Origin of the sequence: Pseudomonas sp. DE0010, from assembly GCF_007680745.1 — a bacterium.
GTDB lineage: Bacteria > Pseudomonadota > Gammaproteobacteria > Pseudomonadales > Pseudomonadaceae > Aquipseudomonas > Aquipseudomonas parafulva_B.
In genome coordinates this window covers 63,776-80,771 of record NZ_VEJQ01000015.1, presented here as the reverse complement: position 1 = coordinate 80,771, position 16,996 = coordinate 63,776, and the positions used below count along the sequence as shown (strand labels likewise).

17 protein-coding genes are annotated in these 16,996 nt (G+C 61.6%); 7 read left to right on the top strand and 10 right to left on the bottom strand.

The genetic code is table 11. The features are described from left to right. Window positions 1-6: 6 nt before the first annotated feature. The 8 genes from FS767_RS13270 to FS767_RS13235 form a co-directional block, all read right to left on the bottom strand. Window positions 7-222 carry a molybdopterin-binding protein gene (locus FS767_RS13270; RefSeq protein ID WP_003255829.1) on the bottom strand — a complete coding sequence of 72 codons (216 nt, stop codon included), beginning with the start codon at window positions 220-222 and terminating at the stop codon, window positions 7-9. Between the two features lie 33 nt (window positions 223-255). Beyond that, a complete protein-coding gene (gene ssuB / locus FS767_RS13265) occupies window positions 256-1,068 on the bottom strand; it encodes an aliphatic sulfonates ABC transporter ATP-binding protein (protein WP_144966124.1) in 813 nt (270 codons plus the stop codon). After that, window positions 1,065-1,862: an aliphatic sulfonate ABC transporter permease SsuC gene (ssuC, locus tag FS767_RS13260; protein ID WP_144966122.1), complete on the bottom strand. Its 798-nt coding sequence runs from the start codon at window positions 1,860-1,862 to the stop codon at window positions 1,065-1,067. The genes ssuB and ssuC overlap by 4 nt, the downstream gene beginning before the upstream one ends. Window positions 1,863-1,872: 10 nt before the next feature. Then, window positions 1,873-3,021 (bottom strand): FMNH2-dependent alkanesulfonate monooxygenase, encoded by a 1,149-nt coding sequence (ssuD, locus tag FS767_RS13255; RefSeq protein ID WP_058637072.1) that lies wholly within the window; start codon window positions 3,019-3,021, stop codon window positions 1,873-1,875. 57 nt (window positions 3,022-3,078) lie between these two features. Further along, entirely contained in the window at window positions 3,079-4,044 is a 966-nt protein-coding gene (locus FS767_RS13250; RefSeq protein WP_144966120.1) for a sulfonate ABC transporter substrate-binding protein, read from the bottom strand. A gap of 84 nt (window positions 4,045-4,128) precedes the next feature. Continuing rightward, entirely contained in the window at window positions 4,129-4,722 is a 594-nt protein-coding gene (ssuE, locus tag FS767_RS13245) for an NADPH-dependent FMN reductase (RefSeq protein ID WP_058604715.1), read from the bottom strand. A gap of 179 nt (window positions 4,723-4,901) precedes the next feature. Further along, entirely contained in the window at window positions 4,902-5,543 is a 642-nt protein-coding gene (locus FS767_RS13240; RefSeq protein ID WP_144966118.1) for a peroxiredoxin, read from the bottom strand. A 160-nt stretch (window positions 5,544-5,703) separates the two neighbouring features. Beyond that, window positions 5,704-7,038 carry an OprD family porin gene (locus tag FS767_RS13235; protein WP_144966116.1) on the bottom strand — a complete coding sequence of 445 codons (1,335 nt, stop codon included), beginning with the start codon at window positions 7,036-7,038 and terminating at the stop codon, window positions 5,704-5,706. Window positions 7,039-7,529: 491 nt separating this feature from the next. Here FS767_RS13235 and tauA point away from each other — a divergent pair, with 491 nt between their 5' ends. From tauA to tauD, 4 genes are read left to right on the top strand one after another with little or no spacing between them, the layout of a single operon-like run. After that, entirely contained in the window at window positions 7,530-8,501 is a 972-nt protein-coding gene (tauA, locus tag FS767_RS13230) for a taurine ABC transporter substrate-binding protein (protein ID WP_144966114.1), read from the top strand. A 27-nt stretch (window positions 8,502-8,528) separates the two neighbouring features. After that, window positions 8,529-9,314 (top strand): taurine ABC transporter ATP-binding subunit, encoded by a 786-nt coding sequence (gene tauB / locus FS767_RS13225; RefSeq protein WP_144966112.1) that lies wholly within the window; start codon window positions 8,529-8,531, stop codon window positions 9,312-9,314. Beyond that, on the top strand, window positions 9,311-10,150 hold the full coding sequence (gene tauC, locus FS767_RS13220; RefSeq protein WP_144966110.1) for a taurine ABC transporter permease TauC: 840 nt from the start codon (window positions 9,311-9,313) through the stop codon (window positions 10,148-10,150). The genes tauB and tauC overlap by 4 nt, the downstream gene beginning before the upstream one ends. A gap of 48 nt (window positions 10,151-10,198) precedes the next feature. Next, window positions 10,199-11,044 carry a taurine dioxygenase gene (tauD, locus tag FS767_RS13215; protein ID WP_144966108.1) on the top strand — a complete coding sequence of 282 codons (846 nt, stop codon included), beginning with the start codon at window positions 10,199-10,201 and terminating at the stop codon, window positions 11,042-11,044. A gap of 78 nt (window positions 11,045-11,122) precedes the next feature. Here tauD and betT read toward each other — a convergent pair whose 3' ends face one another. Next, window positions 11,123-13,084 (bottom strand): choline transporter BetT, encoded by a 1,962-nt coding sequence (gene betT, locus FS767_RS13210; protein ID WP_167339081.1) that lies wholly within the window; start codon window positions 13,082-13,084, stop codon window positions 11,123-11,125. Window positions 13,085-13,389: 305 nt separating this feature from the next. Next, the gene (epsC, locus tag FS767_RS13205) at window positions 13,390-14,322 is read right to left on the bottom strand and encodes a serine O-acetyltransferase EpsC (protein WP_144966106.1); all 933 of its coding nucleotides are present in this window, start codon (window positions 14,320-14,322) and stop codon (window positions 13,390-13,392) included. Between the two features lie 275 nt (window positions 14,323-14,597). Here epsC and tcyJ point away from each other — a divergent pair, with 275 nt between their 5' ends. The 3 genes from tcyJ to tcyN are packed head-to-tail and all read left to right on the top strand — an operon-like array spanning window position 14,598 to window position 16,818. Beyond that, on the top strand, window positions 14,598-15,392 hold the full coding sequence (gene tcyJ / locus FS767_RS13200) for a cystine ABC transporter substrate-binding protein (RefSeq protein WP_058604706.1): 795 nt from the start codon (window positions 14,598-14,600) through the stop codon (window positions 15,390-15,392). Next, the gene (gene tcyL, locus FS767_RS13195) at window positions 15,389-16,057 is read left to right on the top strand and encodes a cystine ABC transporter permease (RefSeq protein WP_023535780.1); all 669 of its coding nucleotides are present in this window, start codon (window positions 15,389-15,391) and stop codon (window positions 16,055-16,057) included. The genes tcyJ and tcyL overlap by 4 nt, the downstream gene beginning before the upstream one ends. 2 nt (window positions 16,058-16,059) lie before the next feature. Continuing rightward, window positions 16,060-16,818, top strand: a complete 759-nt coding sequence (tcyN, locus tag FS767_RS13190) for an L-cystine ABC transporter ATP-binding protein TcyN (RefSeq protein ID WP_058637062.1) — start codon at window positions 16,060-16,062, stop codon at window positions 16,816-16,818. Window positions 16,819-16,996: the final 178 nt, after the last annotated feature.

The window sequence follows — 16,996 nt, the reverse complement described above, 5'->3', positions numbered from 1 at the left end:
GCTCGATCACAGCTTGGCGATGGACACCTCGGTGGACTTCACGAAGGCGATCACCTCGCTGCCCACTTGCAGTTCCAGTTCCCGTACGGAGCGGGTCGTGATGACCGATGTAACGATACCCGAGGCGGTCTGGACGTCAATCTCCGACAGCACCGGGCCTTCGAGGATTTCCTTGACGGTGCCTTTGAACTGATTACGGACGTTGATGGCTTTGATGGTCATTGGCGTGTTTCCTTTTCGATGGCTTCTGGGGGTTCAGTGCGCCCAACGCAACTGCGTGGGCAGGGGGGCAACAGGCTCCGGCTCGGGCGCAGCGCCCGGCGCAGAAAGGACTCGGTTGAGCACTTGGCTTTCAAGCGCGGCCAGGCGGTGCGAGGCGCGCGGTCGTGGCCGTGACAGGTCGATCGTCAGGTCGAGCCCGACTTCGCCGTCTTCGATCAGGATCACACGATCAGCCACCGCAACCGCTTCGCTGACGTCATGGGTGACCAGCAGCACGGTGAAACCATGCTGGCCCCACAGGCGCTCGATCAGTTGCTGCATTTCGATGCGCGTCAGTGCATCCAGCGCACCTAGCGGTTCGTCCAGCAGCAGCAGACGCGGTTGATGAATCAATGCGCGGGCAAGCGCAACGCGCTGCTTCTGCCCGCCCGAGAGGCCCGCGGGCCATTCGTTGGCGCGGTCGGCCAGGCCCACTGCCTCCAGCGCTTCCAGCGCCCTGGCACGCCAATCGCCGGACAGGCCAAGCCCCACATTGTCGATGACCTTTTTCCACGGCAGCAGCCGCGAGTCCTGGAACATCAGGCGGGTTTCCTCCCGCGCCTCGTCCAGCGGTGCAGCACCTGCCAGCAGTTGCCCTGCCGTCGGTTGGTCGAGCCCGGCCAGCAGGCGCAGCAAGGTACTTTTGCCGCAGCCGCTACGGCCGACGATGGCGACGAACTGGCCGGCCGGGACATGCAGGTCGATGCCTTTTAGCACCTCGCGCGAGCCGAAGGCCTTACGCAGGCCCTTGGCGGCCAATGGGGTACCACGCAGCAGATGTGGCGGATTGTCCTTGAGCACGGTCATGCGCCCTCCTTCCTGGCAACTTGATAAGCCGGATGCCAACGCAGCCACACACGTTCCAGGCCACGGGCAGCCAGGTCGGCGAGCTTGCCAAGCACGGCGTACAGCACGATGGCCAGCACCACCACATCGGTCTGCAGGAACTCCCGGGCGTTCATCGCCAGGTAGCCAATGCCGGCGTTGGCCGAAATGGTTTCGGCGACGATCAAGGTCAGCCACATGAAGCCCAGCGCGAAGCGCACGCCCACCAGTATCGAAGGCAAGGCACCGGGCAGGATCACCTGGCGAAACAGGCTGAACCCCGAAAGCCCATAGCTGCGTGCCATTTCCACCAGGGCCGGGTCGACATTGCGGATGCCGTGGTAGGTATTCAGGTAGATAGGGAAGAGCGTGCCCAGCGCGACCAGAAAGATCTTCGCCGACTCGTCGATGCCGAACCACAGGATTACCAGCGGGATCAAGGCCAGATGCGGCACGTTACGGATCATCTGCACCGAACTGTCGAGCAGGCGCTCGCCCCAGGTGGACAGCCCAGTGATGAAGCCCAGCACCAGGCCGATGCTGCCACCGATCAGAAAGCCCAGCCCGGCACGCCAGCCGCTGATGGCCAGGTGCGTCCAGATTTCTCCGCTGCGTACCAGGTCGACGCCGGCTGACAGCACGGCGCTGGGCGCTGGCAGAATGCGGGTCGACAGCCAGCCCGCGCTGACCGCCAGTTGCCACGCGACTAGCAGCAGTACCGGCAGCGCCCAGGGCGCCAAGCGCTCTATCACGGTATTCGAGGTTTTCCGACTCATACAATGCCCCTCATCGCTGGGCCACGGACTTGGGCAAGATGTCGTTTGCAACCATCTCGCCAAACGGGCTCACGTAGCCGCCGCTGGTCGCAGGCTGAGGCCGTTGTACGTCCAGGTGCGGGAACAACAGTTCGGCCACCCGGTATGACTCTTCTAGGTGCGGGTAGCCAGAGAAGATGAAGGTGTCGATGCCCAGGGCGGCATATTCCTTGACCCGCGCGGCGACGGTCGGGCCATCGCCCACCAGCGCAGTGCCTGCACCTCCGCGAACCAGACCTACCCCTGCCCACAGGTTAGGGCTGACTTCAAGTTTGTCGCGGCGGCCATTGTGCAACGCGGCCATGCGCTGCTGCCCTACCGAGTCGAAACGGGCGAGCGACGCCTGGGCGCGAGCGATGGTGTCGTCGTCCAAATGGGATATCAGTTTTTCAGCCGCTTCCCATGCTTGCGCATTGGTCTCACGTACGATCACATGAAGGCGAATGCCAAACCGCACTTCGCGGCCCTGGGCAGCTGCCTTATCACGCACCTGGGCGATCTTTTCAGCCACCGCGCTGGGCGGCTCGCCCCAGGTCAGGTACAGCTCGACCTGCTCTGCAGCCAGGTCTTGGGCGGCTTCGGAGGAACCACCGAAATACAACGGTGGACGAGGCTGCTGGATAGGTGGGTACAGCAGCTTGGCGCCTTTGACCTGGATGTGTTTACCGTCGTAATCGACTTCTTCGCCTTCAAGCACCTTGCGCCAGATGCGGGTGAATTCGACAGACGCTTCGTAGCGCTCCTGATGATTGAGGTGCAGGCCGTCACCGGCCAGCTCGTCCGGATCGCCACCGGTTACCAGGTTGAACAGCGCCCGGCCATTGGACAGGCGATCGAGCGTGGCGGCCTGCCGCGCGGCGACCGTCGGCGAGATGATTCCAGGGCGCAGGGCCACCAGGAACTTCAGGCGTTCGGTAACAGGGATCAGGGACGCGGCCACCAGCCAGGAATCCTCGCAGGAACGCCCGGTGGGTATCAGCACGCCGCCGAACCCCAGGCGGTCGGCCGCCTGGGCAATCTGCTGCAGGTAGCCATGGTCCACCGCCCGGGCGCCTTGCGCGGTGCCCAGGTATTTGCCATCACCGTGCGTGGGGAGGAACCAGAAGATGTTGAGGCTCATTGGAGTTGTCTCCTAAGGGGTAGCTGAGCCGGGGAACGCCCGGCCCGGGCAGATCAATCAAGGCGCACTGGCAACCTTGGCCGGGGGTGTCCAGATCACGTCCTTGATGCGCAGCGGCTTGGGTATCAGCTTGAGCGCCTGGAAGGTGTCTGCGATTTTCTGCTGGGCCGCCACGACGTCCGACGTCAAGGGCGCTGCGCCGTAGCCTTGGCGCTTGACGGACGTCAGGGTGATGTCGGGCGCGAGCCCGAGCAGCGGGGCGACCTGGTCGGTGACTTCCTGCGGGTTGGCCTGCGACCACTCACCGACCGCACGTACCTGATCGATGACGGTATTGATGACGGCCGGGTGCTGATTCGCATAACTGCGCGTGGCCAGGTAGAACTGATGGTTGTCGACCAGGCCCTGGCCGTCACGCAGGGTGCGGGCTTGCAGCTGCTGCTCGGCGGCGGCCTGGTACGGGTCCCAGATGACCCAGGCATCGACACTGCCACGCTCGAACGCTGCGCGCGCATCGGCCGGGGGCAGATAGACCGGTTGAATATCGGTGTACTTCAGGCCTGCATCTTCGAGCGCCCGCACAAGCAGGTAATGAACGTTGGAGCCCTTGTTGAGGGCGACCTTCTTGCCCTTGAGTGCCTGCACCGACTGGATCTGCGAGTCCTTGGGCACCAGGATGGCCTCACTGTGGGGCGCGGGCGGCTCGTAGGCCACGTACAGCAAGTCGGCCCCGGCGGCCTGTGCGAATACCGGAGGCGTTTCGCCGGTCACGCCGAAGTCGACAGACCCGACGTTCAGCCCTTCAAGCAGCTGGGGACCACCGGGAAACTCGGTCCACTGCACCTGCACGCCCTGCTCGGCCAGGCGCTTTTCCAACGTACCCTTGGCCTTGAGCAGCACCAGGGTGCCGTATTTCTGATAACCGATGCGCAGGGTTTCAGCCTGTGCCTGGGTAATGGCGCCGAGGGACACAGCCGCCGCAAACAGGGCGACCAGACCACGACGCAAGAAGATTGTGCGCATGGCGCTCTCCTGTGCGATGGGGTTCGGGTTGCACCTGCTTGCCTCGTTGACGGGCGAGTAAGGTGATACAGCGGGTTTGCCGGGTCAGATGCTCCAGCGAGCACTGATCAGGCGATCATTGAGCACGCCGGGTGCAACCGGGCGCGGGCGCCTGGCCAGGGCCAGGTGGAAGGTTTCCAGCGAGTCGTGCAGTCGTTCTTCAAGGGCAGGCGCCAGTTGGGCCGGCTTACTGCCTTCGGCATAGGCGATCTGGCTGTCATCGGCAAAGATCCCTTGCAGGGTCTCCTGGGCTTTGAGAGCCGACAGTACGGGCTTGAGGGCGTAATCCACGGCCAGCATGTGGGCGATGCTGCCGCCGGTGGCGATGGGCAGCACGACCCGGTTGGCCAGTGCGCGCTCGGGCAGCAGGTCAAGCAGGGTTTTCAGCGCACCGGCGAACGACGCCTTGTACACCGGCGTGGCAACGATCAGGCCATCGGCCTGGGCCACCAACTGTTGGAAGTGCTGCACGTGTGGGCTGTCGAAGCGGGCATGCAACAGGTCTTCGGCAGGAAAGTCGCGCACCTGCAAGGTGACGACTTCAACACCACGGTGCTCGAGCCACTGCCGCGAACGTTCTAGCAGCACGCCTGAGCGTGAACGAGGACTTGGGCTACCACCGATTGATACGACCAGCATTGCTGCGCTTCCTTGGGTTACGGTGGAATGACATTAGCAGTTTTCGTATATATCTATAAATCATATTTAATTCTTTATTTATTCGATTTAGATATTTGCATGCAAATCTAAGTCAAAAAAAAGGGCCGTCGAAACGGCCCGAAAATCCCTGCTTGGCTAAGCGTTATGCAACACAGTATTTACGCTCGGTTCGGTTGAGGCGTCAGACGCAAATAGGGTTTGACCGCCGTGTAGCCTTTTGGAAATCGTTGCCGGATCTCTTCTTCGTCCTTGAGCGAAGAAACGATCACCACATCGTCACCGTCCTGCCAGTTGCCTGGCGTGGCTACCTTGTGCGAATCGGTCAGTTGCAGCGAGTCGATTACCCGCAAAATCTCGTTGAAGTTTCGCCCGGTACTGGCGGGGTAGGTAATCGTCAGGCGAACCTTCTTGTTCGGGTCGATGACGAACAGCGAGCGTACGGTCAGGGTATCGCTGGCGTTTGGGTGGATCAGGTCGTACAGATCCGACACCTTGCGGTCGGCATCGGCGAGGATCGGGAAATTGACCACGGTCTGCTGGGTTTCGTTGATGTCGTCGATCCAACGGTGATGCGAGTCCACCGGGTCGACCGACAGCGCGATGGCCTTGACCCCGCGCTTGGCAAATTCATCCTTGAGCTTGGCCGTGAGCCCCAATTCGGTGGTGCACACCGGGGTGAAGTCGGCAGGGTGCGAGAACAGCACGCCCCAGCTGTCGCCCAGCCATTGGTGAAAATGGATTTTGCCTTCGCTGGAGTCCTGTTCGAAATCCGGGGCGATATCGCCGAGTTTGAGGCTCATGGGATGCAGCTCCTGTGCTGGGGTGCCTGTGGAATGAATGTGCCTGAATTTCATCAACCTTAAAAAGAATAAATAAAGCTTTGTTAATGCTTTTTATGCATAACAAATTTCGATCACAAAAAAGCCTCGCATCAAGCGAGGCTCTTTATGTGGCTACGGCTTACAGGAAGTTGTAAGTGTAGTTCACGATGAAACGGGTCTGGTCCTGATCGGCCACCGAGCTTTCACCGCTGCCGCGGTAAACACCGTGGCGCAGGCTCGCACCCAGGCCTTTGAACGTGCCTTCCTGGATGACGTAGTCGATCCGGGCGTCACGCTCCCACTCGCTGAAGTGGCCATTGCCGCTGGCGTTCTTGCCGTCTTCACCCTTGAGGTAGGACACCGAAGCCTTCAGCCCCGGTACGCCGAGGCGCGCGAAATCGTAGGCGTATTGACCGAAGGTGGTGTTCTCACCGGCCTTGGCGAACTGGTTGATCATGCTGTCGGTGAACAGGTAGAAGCTGGCGCCGCCGGCGCCTTCGAGCGAGGAACGCGAACCGTCCTTGCGCACGCTACCCTGGTTCAACCATACGAAACCGCCGTCGTCGTTGACGCGCTGGTGACCGAGCATGAGCGAGTGACCACCCAGGGTGTAGGTGAACATCGCCGACCAGGTCTTGTTGTCGACCTCGCCAGGCGTCTTGGCAAAGCCGCCGTTGTTGTTGAAGGTGTAGCCCGAGTCACCGTTGCGGCCGTCGCTGCTGCTGTTGAAGTAGCGCAGGTCAGTCTTGAACGACTGGTCGTCGGCGATCTTGAAGACGTGGGTAGCGCCCAGGAAGTGCTGCTTGTAGAAGTCTTCCAGGTTCGAGTAGTAGTACTGCAGGGTCAGGTCTGGGGTGAGCTTGTAGTCCAGGCCGCCATAGCGGAACTTGTTGCTGTCGCGGAAGGCGCCGTTGACCGACAGGCCGGTGCGGTTGCTTGAGGCGCGGCCCATGGCGTGGGTCAGCTGACCGGCGTTGATGGTCAGGTTGTCGATTTCCTTCGACTGGATGGTGCCACCTTCGAAGGTCTGCGGCAGCAGACGGCCATCGTTGGAGACCAGGATCGGCAGGTTCGGCGCCAGGGCGCTACCGTAGTGGACTTCAGTCTTGGAGAACTTGGCCTTGGCGTTGGCGCCGAGGCGAGCCCACTGGCTTACGGCAGAGCCGTCGGAGTCGCTCGGGAAGAAGCTGCTGTTGTCAGGGTGTTTGCCACGGCCGCCGTCGAGGTGGATACCCCACAGGGCCTGGGCGTCTACACCGAAACCAACGGTGCCCTGGGTGAAACCGGACAGGTAGTCCAGTTTGAAGCCCTGGCCCGATTCACGGTTGTCGGCGCCACCGTCACGGTTGTCGCCATTGAAGTACATGGTGCGCGAGCTGACCGACAGCTTGCTGTCTTCCACGAAACCGGCAGCACCTGCTTGTTGGGCGAGAACACCCAGTGCCACGGCCATGGCCAGGCTGGACTTGTACATGCTTTGCTCCTCTACGTTCTAATTTTTGTGTATCTCAGGCGGCCGGGTCTATTGCCCCGCTCACCATGGATGGGCGATTTAGTCCTAAAGCGTGACCCTTTAGTCAATCATTTCTAAACGTTTCGCGACTTTGGTCTAAGGCGCCAACCTGGGCTACAGGATAATGACAATCCTATAAATCCAAAATGACTGTTTTGCGAATCGGTAAGACTTTTAAGGAATATGTAAGGAACCATTACTGCATTTTGTTGTAGCAAATGGGTTTCTCATAACCCCCGGCTATTTGCAATCGTTTGCTCATAACCTCATTCCAATTGGATCTATAGGGGGGCTGAGCCTAGCAGCGTAGGCTGACTTTGCCATTGCGCGTGGTCAATCATCGACCAAGGGTGCCAAATAAGCGCTAAGCTAATTCTTAAAAGTTATTTATTTTTAGTTTTTTAGATCAATTAGCCTTAGCTCATGCATCCCTTGCCCGATGAGAGCTCACCATGAACCCGCACCGCACCCTGCGAATTCTCAGTACCCTGGCGCTTGCTGGCGCCAGCTGGATAGCCCAGGCGTCAGACTTGACGGTGGCGTATCAAACAACGGTCGACCCTGCCAAGGTGGCGCAAGTCGATGGCGACTATGAGGCGGCGACCAAAGCCAGCATCGACTGGCGCAAGTTCGACAACGGTGCCGATGTAATCACCGCCGTTGCCAGTGGGGATGTGCAGATCGGCTACCTGGGCTCCAGCCCATTGGCAGCCGCCGCAACCCGCAAGCTGCCGATCGAGACGTTTCTGATCGCCACGCAGATCGGGGCTGGCGAAGCCCTGGTGGTGCGCGACGCGATCAAGACCCCGCAGGATCTGGTGGGCAAGAAAGTCGCCGTACCCTTCGTGTCGACCGGGCACTACAGCCTGCTGGCAGCGCTCAAGCACTGGAACATCGATCCTGCCAAGGTGCAGATCCTGAACCTGGCACCGCCAGCGATCATTGCGGCATGGAAACGTGGCGACATCGACGCGACCTATGTGTGGGACCCTGCGCTGGGCGTGGCGAAGGAAAGCGGCAAGGTGCTGATCACCTCGGGCGAGTTGGCCAAGGTAGGGGCCCCCACCTTCGACGCCTGGATCGTGCGCAAAGACTTTGCCTCCAAGCACCCCGACGTGGTCAGGGCTTTCGCGCAGGTCACCCTAGAGGCGTATGCAGACTACCGAAAGGATCCGCAAGCCTGGCTGGCGAACCAGGACAACGTCGCCAAGTTGGCCAAGCTGTCCGGCGCCAAGCCTTCGGACATCCCGGTGTTGCTGCAAGGCAACGTCTACCCGCTGGCCGCAGACCAGGCCAGCGCCCTGGGCACGCCCACTACCCAGGCCCTGACCGACACGGCCACGTTCCTCAAGCAACAAGGCAAGGTCGAGGCCGTACTGCCGGACTACAGCCCTTACGTCAGTGCCCAGTACCTCCCCCACTGAATTTGCAGACAACCACAGGAGCCTGACATGGCCTTGCTCGAACTGGAGCGCATCAGCGCACAGTACCCGGGTGCCGCGAGCCCGGTGCTGGCCAACATCACCCTGAGCCTAGGGCCGCGGCAATTGCTGGTGGCACTCGGGCCCTCGGGCAGCGGCAAGACCTCGCTGCTGAACCTGGTCGCAGGATTCGTCAGCCCCAGCGCGGGACGCATCACGCTCGACGGCGTTGCTGTGCAGGGGCCAGGTGCCGAGCGTGGCGTGGTCTTTCAGGACGATGTCCTGCTGCCCTGGCAGAACGTGCTGGGCAATGTCGCCTTCGGCCTGGAACTGGCCGGTATGCCACGCGCGGCACGTGAAGCCAAGGCACGCGAGATGCTCGCCCTGGTCGACCTTGCGGATTTCGCCGAGCGGCGCATCTGGCAGCTTTCAGGCGGCCAGAAGCAGCGCGTGGGCCTGGCCCGTGCATTGGCAGCCGACCCTGGCGTACTGCTGATGGATGAACCGTTCGGCGCACTGGATGCGTTCACCCGCGAGCACATGCAGACGCTGCTGCTGGATATCTGGCAGCGCACCGATAAACCCGTATTCCTGATCACTCATGACATAGAGGAAGCCGTGTTTCTCGCCACTGAATTGGTGCTGCTCGCGCCCAGCCCAGGGCGCATCGTCGAGCGGCTTGAGTTGGACTTCGGCCAGCGTTACGCCAACGGCGAGTCGGCGCGGGCGATCAAGTCCGACCCACGCTTCATCGAGGCTCGCGAGCACGTGCTGGCCCAGGTCTTTTCCCACCGTCAATACCCGGAGCGCGCATGAGCAGCCTTGATATGCCAGCGGCCAGTGAGCCCACTGTTCAATCAGCACCTGCCGCCCGCGGGGCTCGTCTGCTGTCCACCCGTTGGATCAGCGCATTGACCCTGGCCAGCCTGGTGTTGACTTGGTGGCTGGTCACGGCCGCCGAGTGGGTCGAGCCCCTGTTTCTGCCATCACCTGCTGACATCATGGCCAAAGCCTGGGTCTTGCTTACCCAGGGCTACATGGACGCCAGCCTGTGGCAGCACCTTGGCGCCAGCCTCGGGCGTATCGGCACGGCATTGCTGGCTGCGGTGTTCACGGCCATTCCGGTGGGTATCGCCATTGGGTATAGCCGGGTGGCACGGGGCATCTTCGACCCGTTGATCGAGTTCTACCGGCCCATCCCCCCGCTCGCCTACTTGCCGCTGATCGTCATCTGGTGTGGGATCGGCGAGTTGTCGAAGGTGCTGCTGATCTACCTGGCGATCTTCGCGCCCATCGCCATCGCCACTGCCACGGGTGTGCGCACCACCGACCCTGCCAAGCTGCGCGCCGCGCAATCGCTGGGCGCGACCAGGGCCCAGCTGATTCGCCACGTGATTTTGCCCAGTGCGCTGCCCGACATTCTGACGGGCATCCGTATCGGCCTGGGCGTCGGTTGGTCGACGCTGGTAGCGGCCGAACTGATCGCCGCCACCAGCGGCCTTGGCTTCATGGTGCAGTCGGCCGCGCAGTTTCTGGTCACCGATGTGGTGGTGCTGGGCATCCTGCTGATCGCGCTGATCGCTTTCGCGCTGGAGATGAGCCTGCGCGCGCTGCAACGCCGACTGGTGCCCTGGCACGGGCAAAGCCACTGAACCCTACCGCTCGTGCGCCCACCAGGGCGCCTGCCTGAAGAGACCGACATGAGCCTGACCATTACCCCACTCAGCCCGGCGCTGGGCGCACAGATCAGCGGCGTGGACCTTGCCCGCGATATCAGCGACGAGGTGCGCGATGCCATCGAGCACGCGTTGCTTCGCCACCAGGTGCTGATCTTCCGCGACCAGCCCATCGCCCCCGTCCAGCAGGCGCGTTTTGCCGCCCGCTTTGGCGACCTGCATATCCACCCCATCTACCCCAACGTACCCGGCACGCCCCAGGTGCTGGTGCTCGATACTGCGGTCACCGACGTCCGTGACAATGCCGTCTGGCACACCGACGTGACCTTCCTACCGACACCAGCCCTGGGCGCAGTGCTCAGTGCCAAGCAGTTGCCGGCCTATGGCGGCGATACCCTGTGGGCCAGTGGCATTGCAGCCTTCGAGGGATTGTCAGCGCCACTGCAGGCGATGCTGGTCGGGCTGACGGCGACCCACGACTTCACCAAGTCATTCCCGCTGGAGCGCTTTGGCACCACGCCACAGGAGCTGGCGCGCTGGGAGCAGACCCGGCGCGAGAATCCGCCGCTGTCGCATCCGGTGGTGCGCACGCACCCGGTGAGTGGGCGCAAGGCACTGTTCGTCAACGAGGGGTTCACCACACGCATCAATGAGCTGAGCGAGCTGGAAAGCGAAGCGCTGCTCAAGCTGCTCTTCGCCCATGCCACCCGGCCGGAGTTCACGATCCGCTGGCGCTGGCAGGAAAACGACGTGGCGTTCTGGGACAACCGCGTCACCCAGCACTACGCGGTGGATGACTACCGGCCAAGCCGGCGGGTGATGCATAGGGCAACGATCCTGGGCGATGCGCCCTATTATCGAGAGGGATAGCCGATGATCCAGCCCTGCCTAGCCCTGAAAGGTCGAACCTGGTGGTTCGCCTTTTCAGGGCTGGTCTGGCGCGGAAGGTCAGCGCACCAGGTGCAGGAACTGCATGTGCCGTTCGTACTGGTCGAGGATGTCGTTGATGATCTGCTCCTTGCTGTAGCCCACCAGGTCGTAATTCTGGCTGCCTTCGCTGAGGTAGACCTCCGCCCGGTAATAGCGGCGGTTCTTCAACTCATGGGCACCCAGGCCACCACGGGCGAACGAGGGCGTGAAGTAACCGCGCATCTGCACCTGGTAGATGAACGGCTGCTCATCGCCATGGCCGACTTTCAAGCTGACGTTGTCATGGCTCGGGTCGTCCTGGGTGATCAGCACCAGCCCTTTTTGCTCGAACACCTCACGCACATCGGCGATGGCCGGGCGCACCACATCGTCCATGAACCGGTACACCTCGTCCCGCGAAGGGAAATGCACGGCCTGGCTCAGGCGCTGGCGCCAACCCCCACGGCCTCGGCGCGACTGGGCGAAGGGAGCCAGCGAGTGCATCTGCGCGATCTGGCGCTGCGACTCCAGGTAGAAGGCCTTGTGCAGCCCCCACATCATGCACAACAGGATCAGCGAGAAGGGCAACGAGGTGAGCACCACCGCCGACTTCAGCGAATCGATGCTGCCGGCGAACAGCAAGGCACTGGTCACCAGCGCCGTCATGGCACCCCAGAAGATGCGCAGCCAGTTCGGGCCGTCCTCGTCGGCATCGCCGCCGGTGGCCGACAGCGTGGACAGCACCACGGTACCGGAGTCTGCCGACGTCACGAAGAACACGAAGCTGACGAACACCGTCATGGCGATTACCGCCTTGCTCCACGGATAGGTCTCCAGCAGCAGGTACAGGCTCATCGATGGATTGTCCAACGCGGCCTGGCCCAACGCGGTCATGCCGTGATTGATGACCTGGTCCAGTGCGCTGTTGCCGAAGATCGACATCCACGCCAGGGTGAAGCCAAGCGGAATCAGCAGCACACCGAAGACGAACTCGCGAATGGTCCGCCCACGGGAGATGCGCGCGATGAACAAGCCCACGAATGGCGCCCATGCGATCCACCAGGCCCAGTAGAACACCGTCCAGCCGCCCAGCCACTCACGGTTATCGCCATAGGCATAGACATCGAAGCTCTTGCGCGGCAAGGCGCCCAAATAGTCGCCCAGGTTCTGGATAAGGGTGTTGAACAGGTGCTGGGTGGGGCCTGCGAACAGCACGAAGAGCAAAAGCGCACAGGCCAGGAACAGGTTGATGTCGCTCATCACCCGTACGCCTTTTTCCACACCGGCTACTGCCACGGCCACCGCCGCGCCCATCATCAGCGTGATCAGCACCACCTGCACCCACTGGCTGTGGCTGATGCCGAACAGGTAATCCAGGCCGGCATTGAGGTGCAGCACGCCAAAGCCCATGTCGGCCCCCAGGCCGAACACCGTGGCGATGATGCCGAAGCCGTCGACCGCATAGCCGATAGGCCCGTTGATGCGCTTGCCGATTAGCGGATAGAGCGCAGAGCGCAAGGCCAGCGGCAGGTTGTGCCGGTAGGCGAAATAGGCCAGCGCCATGCCGACGAAGGCAAAGACGCCCCAACCATGCAGGCCCCAATGCAGGAACAGGATCTGCATTGCCTGCCGGCCCGCCTCAGCCGTGCCCCCTTCACCCTGGGGTGGTTGCAACATGTGGGTTAGCGGTTCGGAGACGCAGAAGAAGAACAGCGTGATGCTGATCCCCGCAGCGAACAGCATGCCCGCCCACGACAGGTAGCTGAATTCGGGTTCGTCGTGGTCGGCACCGAGCTTGATCTTGCCGTAGCCCGATACGGCGGTGACCACCACGAAGACCAGGTACAACGTCATTGCCAGCATGTAGTACCAGCCTACCGTGTTGGCAGCCCAGTTCTGCGCCGCCAGCAACCACTGGCCCGCACTTTGCGGATTGGTAATGACCACAAGGCCGAAGATAAGGATGAAACTTGCCGCGAAATAGAACACCGGGGGGTTCATGCGGATCTTGCCAGGGGCAAGCGAAGGGGTCGGTGCACTCATCGCGTGTGCACCTCGTCAAAGGACGAAAGACGCATAATTAACGGGTTCAGCAAAGGAATCCTCCTGATGAACACCGGCAGCGGACCAGCGTTTTTTTAATTGAACAAGCGTTCAAGTTAACCATGGTTTGAGCCTCATTGCGAATTGAAGCGCCGATTGGTAATGCCCTGGAAGCACCCTTTGGCCAGCCTGACTTGCCCTGTCGCCCCCCCGGCTGAAAGGGCATGTAACGGTCTGGTGCCTACACAAGGCACCGTCTAGGATCACTGTTTGTCCTGGCAATCGAGCTGTAGGTTGGCCTGGGTGATGTTGCTGTGCGGCGGTACGCTGCGCGTCAACCACACGTTGCCACCGATGGTGGAACCCTGCCCGATGGTGATACGCCCCAACACGGTGGCGCCGGCATAGATCACCACGTCGTCCTCGACGATCGGGTGACGGGCCAAGCCCTTGTGCAACGTGCCGGACTCATCGCTCGGGAAGCGCTTGGCGCCAAGGGTCACCGCCTGATAAATCCGCACGCGCTCGCCGATGATCGCAGTTTCGCCGATGACCACGCCGGTACCGTGGTCGATGAAGAAGCTTGGGCCGATCTGAGCCCCGGGATGAATATCGATACCCGTCGCCGAATGCGCCAGCTCCGAGATGATCCGTGCCAACAATGGCAGCCCGGCCGTGTACAGGTGATGGGCCAGACGATGATGGATGATCGCCAGGATGCCGGGATAGCACAGCAACACCTCATCGACACTGCGTGCCGCCGGATCGCCGTGATAGGCCGCCAGCACGTCGGTATCGAGCAGCACACGCATGCCTGGCAGCGCCGCGGCAAAGCCCTGGATCAGCTTCAGGGCATGGGCATCGACACCCGCCAGGTCCTCCTTGCCTTGCCGGGCGGCGTAGCGCAGTTCCAGGCGTGCCTGCACCAACAACGCATTGAGCGCGGCGTCCAGGGTATGGCCGACATAAAAATCCTCGCTCTCCTCGCGCAGGTCCACCGGGCCGAGACGCATGGGGAACAACGCGCCGCAGAGCTGTTCGAGGATCTGTCGTACCGCTTCGCGCGAGGGCAGCTCCCGGCCACCCTGCTCGCCGCTGCTGCGGCCATTGCGGGTGCGCCATTGCTCACGGGCACCGCGCAAGCCGGCCACGATCCCTTGCAGTTGCCAGTGCCCGGAGGCGGGTTGTTCGCTCACGGTGTGTTCTCCTGCCTTTTAGGCTATCTGTTCTGTTGTCGATGCCGTCATTCTACGGGCAAGCCCGTGGACCAGGCCCTCACCTCTGCCTCTTCACACTGCATCGCAAGGCAAGGGCGATGACAGCCATGCCGGCCTCGCCTACCCTCAAGATCAATGGACAATTTCCAAACGCATAAATAGGCAAGGTGCGATAATTTTTGACTATTTCCTGCGTTGCGCATCCAACCCTATAGTCGCCATCACTTCATTCACAACACGCTCGGGGCTCAGACATGTCGAAGTTCGCCAAACCGCTACTCAATGCCAGCCTGGCCCTGTTGCTGGGCACGGGCCTGCTTGGCCAGGCCTTTGCCGGCGAAGAGTTGAAGACCATCCAGGAAAAAGGCGTGATCAGCGTCGGCCTAGAAGGCACCTACCCGCCGTTCAGCTTCCAGGATGAAAACGGCAAGCTGACCGGTTTCGAAGTCGAGCTGTCCGAATTGCTGGCCAAGGAACTGGGCGTGAAGGCCAAGATCCAGCCGACCAAATGGGACGGCATCCTGGCTGCACTGGAATCCAAGCGGCTGGACATCGTCGTCAACCAGGTCACCATCTCCGAAGAGCGCAAGAAGAAATACGATTTCTCCGAACCCTACACCGTCTCGGGTATCCAGGCGCTGGTGCTGAAGAAGAAGGCTGACCAGCTCGGCATCAAGGGCGCTCAGGACCTGGCAGGCAAGAAAGTCGGTGTAGGCCTGGGTACCAACTACGAGCAATGGGTCAAGCAGGATGTGCCCAAGGCCGAAGTGCGGACCTATGAGGACGACCCCAGCAAGTTTGCAGACCTGCGCAATGGCCGCATCGATGCCATCCTGATCGACCGCCTGGCTGCGCTTGAATACGCGCAGAAAGCCAAGGACACACAACTGGCGGGCGATGCCTTCTCGCGATTGGAGAGCGGGGTTGCCATGCGCAAGGGCGAACCTGAACTGCTGGCCGCCATCAACACGGCCATCGACAAGCTCAAGGCGGACGGGACGCTGGCCAAGCTGTCCGAAAAGTACTTCGGTGCTGACGTCACCCGATGATCGCTGAAAGCCTGCAACTGGTCGCCGACTCAGCACCCTTCCTGCTCAAGGGTGCGGGTTACACCGTGCTGCTCAGCGTAGGGGGCATGTTTTTCGGATTGGTGCTGGGCTTTGCCCTGGCGTTGATGCGTTTGTCCAAAGTGCTGCCGCTCAACTGGCTTGCACGGATATACGTATCGTTTTTCCGAGGCACGCCCCTGCTGGTGCAGCTGTTCGTCATCTACTTCGGCATGCCCCAGATCGGCATCGAGCTCGACCCGATCCCAGCCTCGCTGATCGGGCTGTCATTGAACATGGCCGCCTACATCTGCGAGATCCTGCGCGCCGCGATCTCTTCGATCGACCGTGGGCAGTGGGAAGCAGCGGCCAGCATCGGCATGACCCGCGTACAAGCCATGCGCCGGGCGATACTGCCCCAGGCGCTGCGCACCGCGTTGCCGCCGTTGGGCAACAGCTTCATCTCGCTGGTCAAGGACACCGCGCTGGCCGCCACCATCCAGGTGCCGGAGCTGTTCCGTCAGGCCCAGCTGATCACAGCACGTACGTTCGAGGTGTTCACCATGTACGTGGCAGTGGCCGTGGTCTACTGGGTGCTGTGCAGCATCCTGGCCTACTTCCAGAACCGCATGGAAGCGCGGGTCAACCAACATGACCAGGAGCACTGAGCATGATCGAAGTCAAAGGCCTGACCAAACGCTTCAAGGGCCAGACCGTGCTCGATGGCATCGATGTGACGGTGCAGCCGGGTGAAGTGGTAGCGATAATCGGCCCCAGCGGGTCGGGCAAGACCACCTTCCTGCGGTGCTTGAACCTGCTGGAAACGCCCGATGCCGGGCAAATCAAGATCGGCGCCATCAGCATCGACGCCAACCGCCCCCTCGGCCCGCAACACAGCGCCATACGTCGCCTGCGCCAACAGGCAGGCTTCGTGTTCCAGAACTTCAACCTGTTTCCCCACCGCACGGCCTTGGAGAACGTGATCGAAGGGCCGGTGATCGTCAAGAAAACACCGCGCGACCAAGCGGTGGACCTTGGCCGGCGTCTATTGGCCAAGGTGGGCCTGGCAGGCAAGGAAGACGCCTACCCGCGTCGCCTGTCCGGGGGCCAGCAGCAACGGGTGGCCATTGCCCGTGCCTTGGCCATGGAGCCGGAGGTGATTCTATTCGATGAACCCACCTCGGCGCTGGACCCGGAACTGGTAGGCGAGGTCCTGGCGACCATTCGCAGCCTGGCAGAAGAAAAACGCACCATGATCATCGTTACCCATGAAATGAGCTTCGCTCGCGACGTGGCTAACCGGGTCATCTTCTTCGACAAGGGTGTGGTAGTGGAGCAAGGTGAGGCCAAGGCGTTGTTCGCGGCCCCGCAACAGGAGCGAACGCGGCAATTCCTGCGCAAGTTTCTGGGCACGGCTGCTTCTGAGTAAGCCTGCAAAGCCAGCCCCCGCTGTAGTAGCCCATACGTCATTCAGCTCACACCTGAATCCATGTCGCGTGGGGGCAGGCGACGCGCTTCTATATATATTCCAAAGCGTTAGTTCATAAATATTTTATAAACCCTTACGGTATATACACCGGACCACCGGACCAGCATACGTCTGTCGC

Coding starts and splice junctions, on each gene's coding strand:
- FS767_RS13240 (WP_144966118.1), bottom strand. CDS start 5,543: ATGAGCCTCAAACTCGGCGATATCGCCCCGGATTTCGAACAGGACTCC.
- tcyJ (WP_058604706.1), top strand. CDS start 14,598: ATGTCGAAGTTCGCCAAACCGCTACTCAATGCCAGCCTGGCCCTGTTG.
- tauA (WP_144966114.1), top strand. CDS start 7,530: ATGAACCCGCACCGCACCCTGCGAATTCTCAGTACCCTGGCGCTTGCT.
- tauD (WP_144966108.1), top strand. CDS start 10,199: ATGAGCCTGACCATTACCCCACTCAGCCCGGCGCTGGGCGCACAGATC.
- FS767_RS13250 (WP_144966120.1), bottom strand. CDS start 4,044: ATGCGCACAATCTTCTTGCGTCGTGGTCTGGTCGCCCTGTTTGCGGCG.
- tauB (WP_144966112.1), top strand. CDS start 8,529: ATGGCCTTGCTCGAACTGGAGCGCATCAGCGCACAGTACCCGGGTGCC.
- FS767_RS13235 (WP_144966116.1), bottom strand. CDS start 7,038: ATGTACAAGTCCAGCCTGGCCATGGCCGTGGCACTGGGTGTTCTCGCC.
- ssuC (WP_144966122.1), bottom strand. CDS start 1,862: ATGAGTCGGAAAACCTCGAATACCGTGATAGAGCGCTTGGCGCCCTGG.
- ssuE (WP_058604715.1), bottom strand. CDS start 4,722: ATGCTGGTCGTATCAATCGGTGGTAGCCCAAGTCCTCGTTCACGCTCA.
- tauC (WP_144966110.1), top strand. CDS start 9,311: ATGAGCAGCCTTGATATGCCAGCGGCCAGTGAGCCCACTGTTCAATCA.
- betT (WP_167339081.1), bottom strand. CDS start 13,084: ATGAACCCCCCGGTGTTCTATTTCGCGGCAAGTTTCATCCTTATCTTC.
- ssuB (WP_144966124.1), bottom strand. CDS start 1,068: ATGACCGTGCTCAAGGACAATCCGCCACATCTGCTGCGTGGTACCCCA.
- tcyN (WP_058637062.1), top strand. CDS start 16,060: ATGATCGAAGTCAAAGGCCTGACCAAACGCTTCAAGGGCCAGACCGTG.
- ssuD (WP_058637072.1), bottom strand. CDS start 3,021: ATGAGCCTCAACATCTTCTGGTTCCTCCCCACGCACGGTGATGGCAAA.
- tcyL (WP_023535780.1), top strand. CDS start 15,389: ATGATCGCTGAAAGCCTGCAACTGGTCGCCGACTCAGCACCCTTCCTG.
- FS767_RS13270 (WP_003255829.1), bottom strand. CDS start 222: ATGACCATCAAAGCCATCAACGTCCGTAATCAGTTCAAAGGCACCGTC.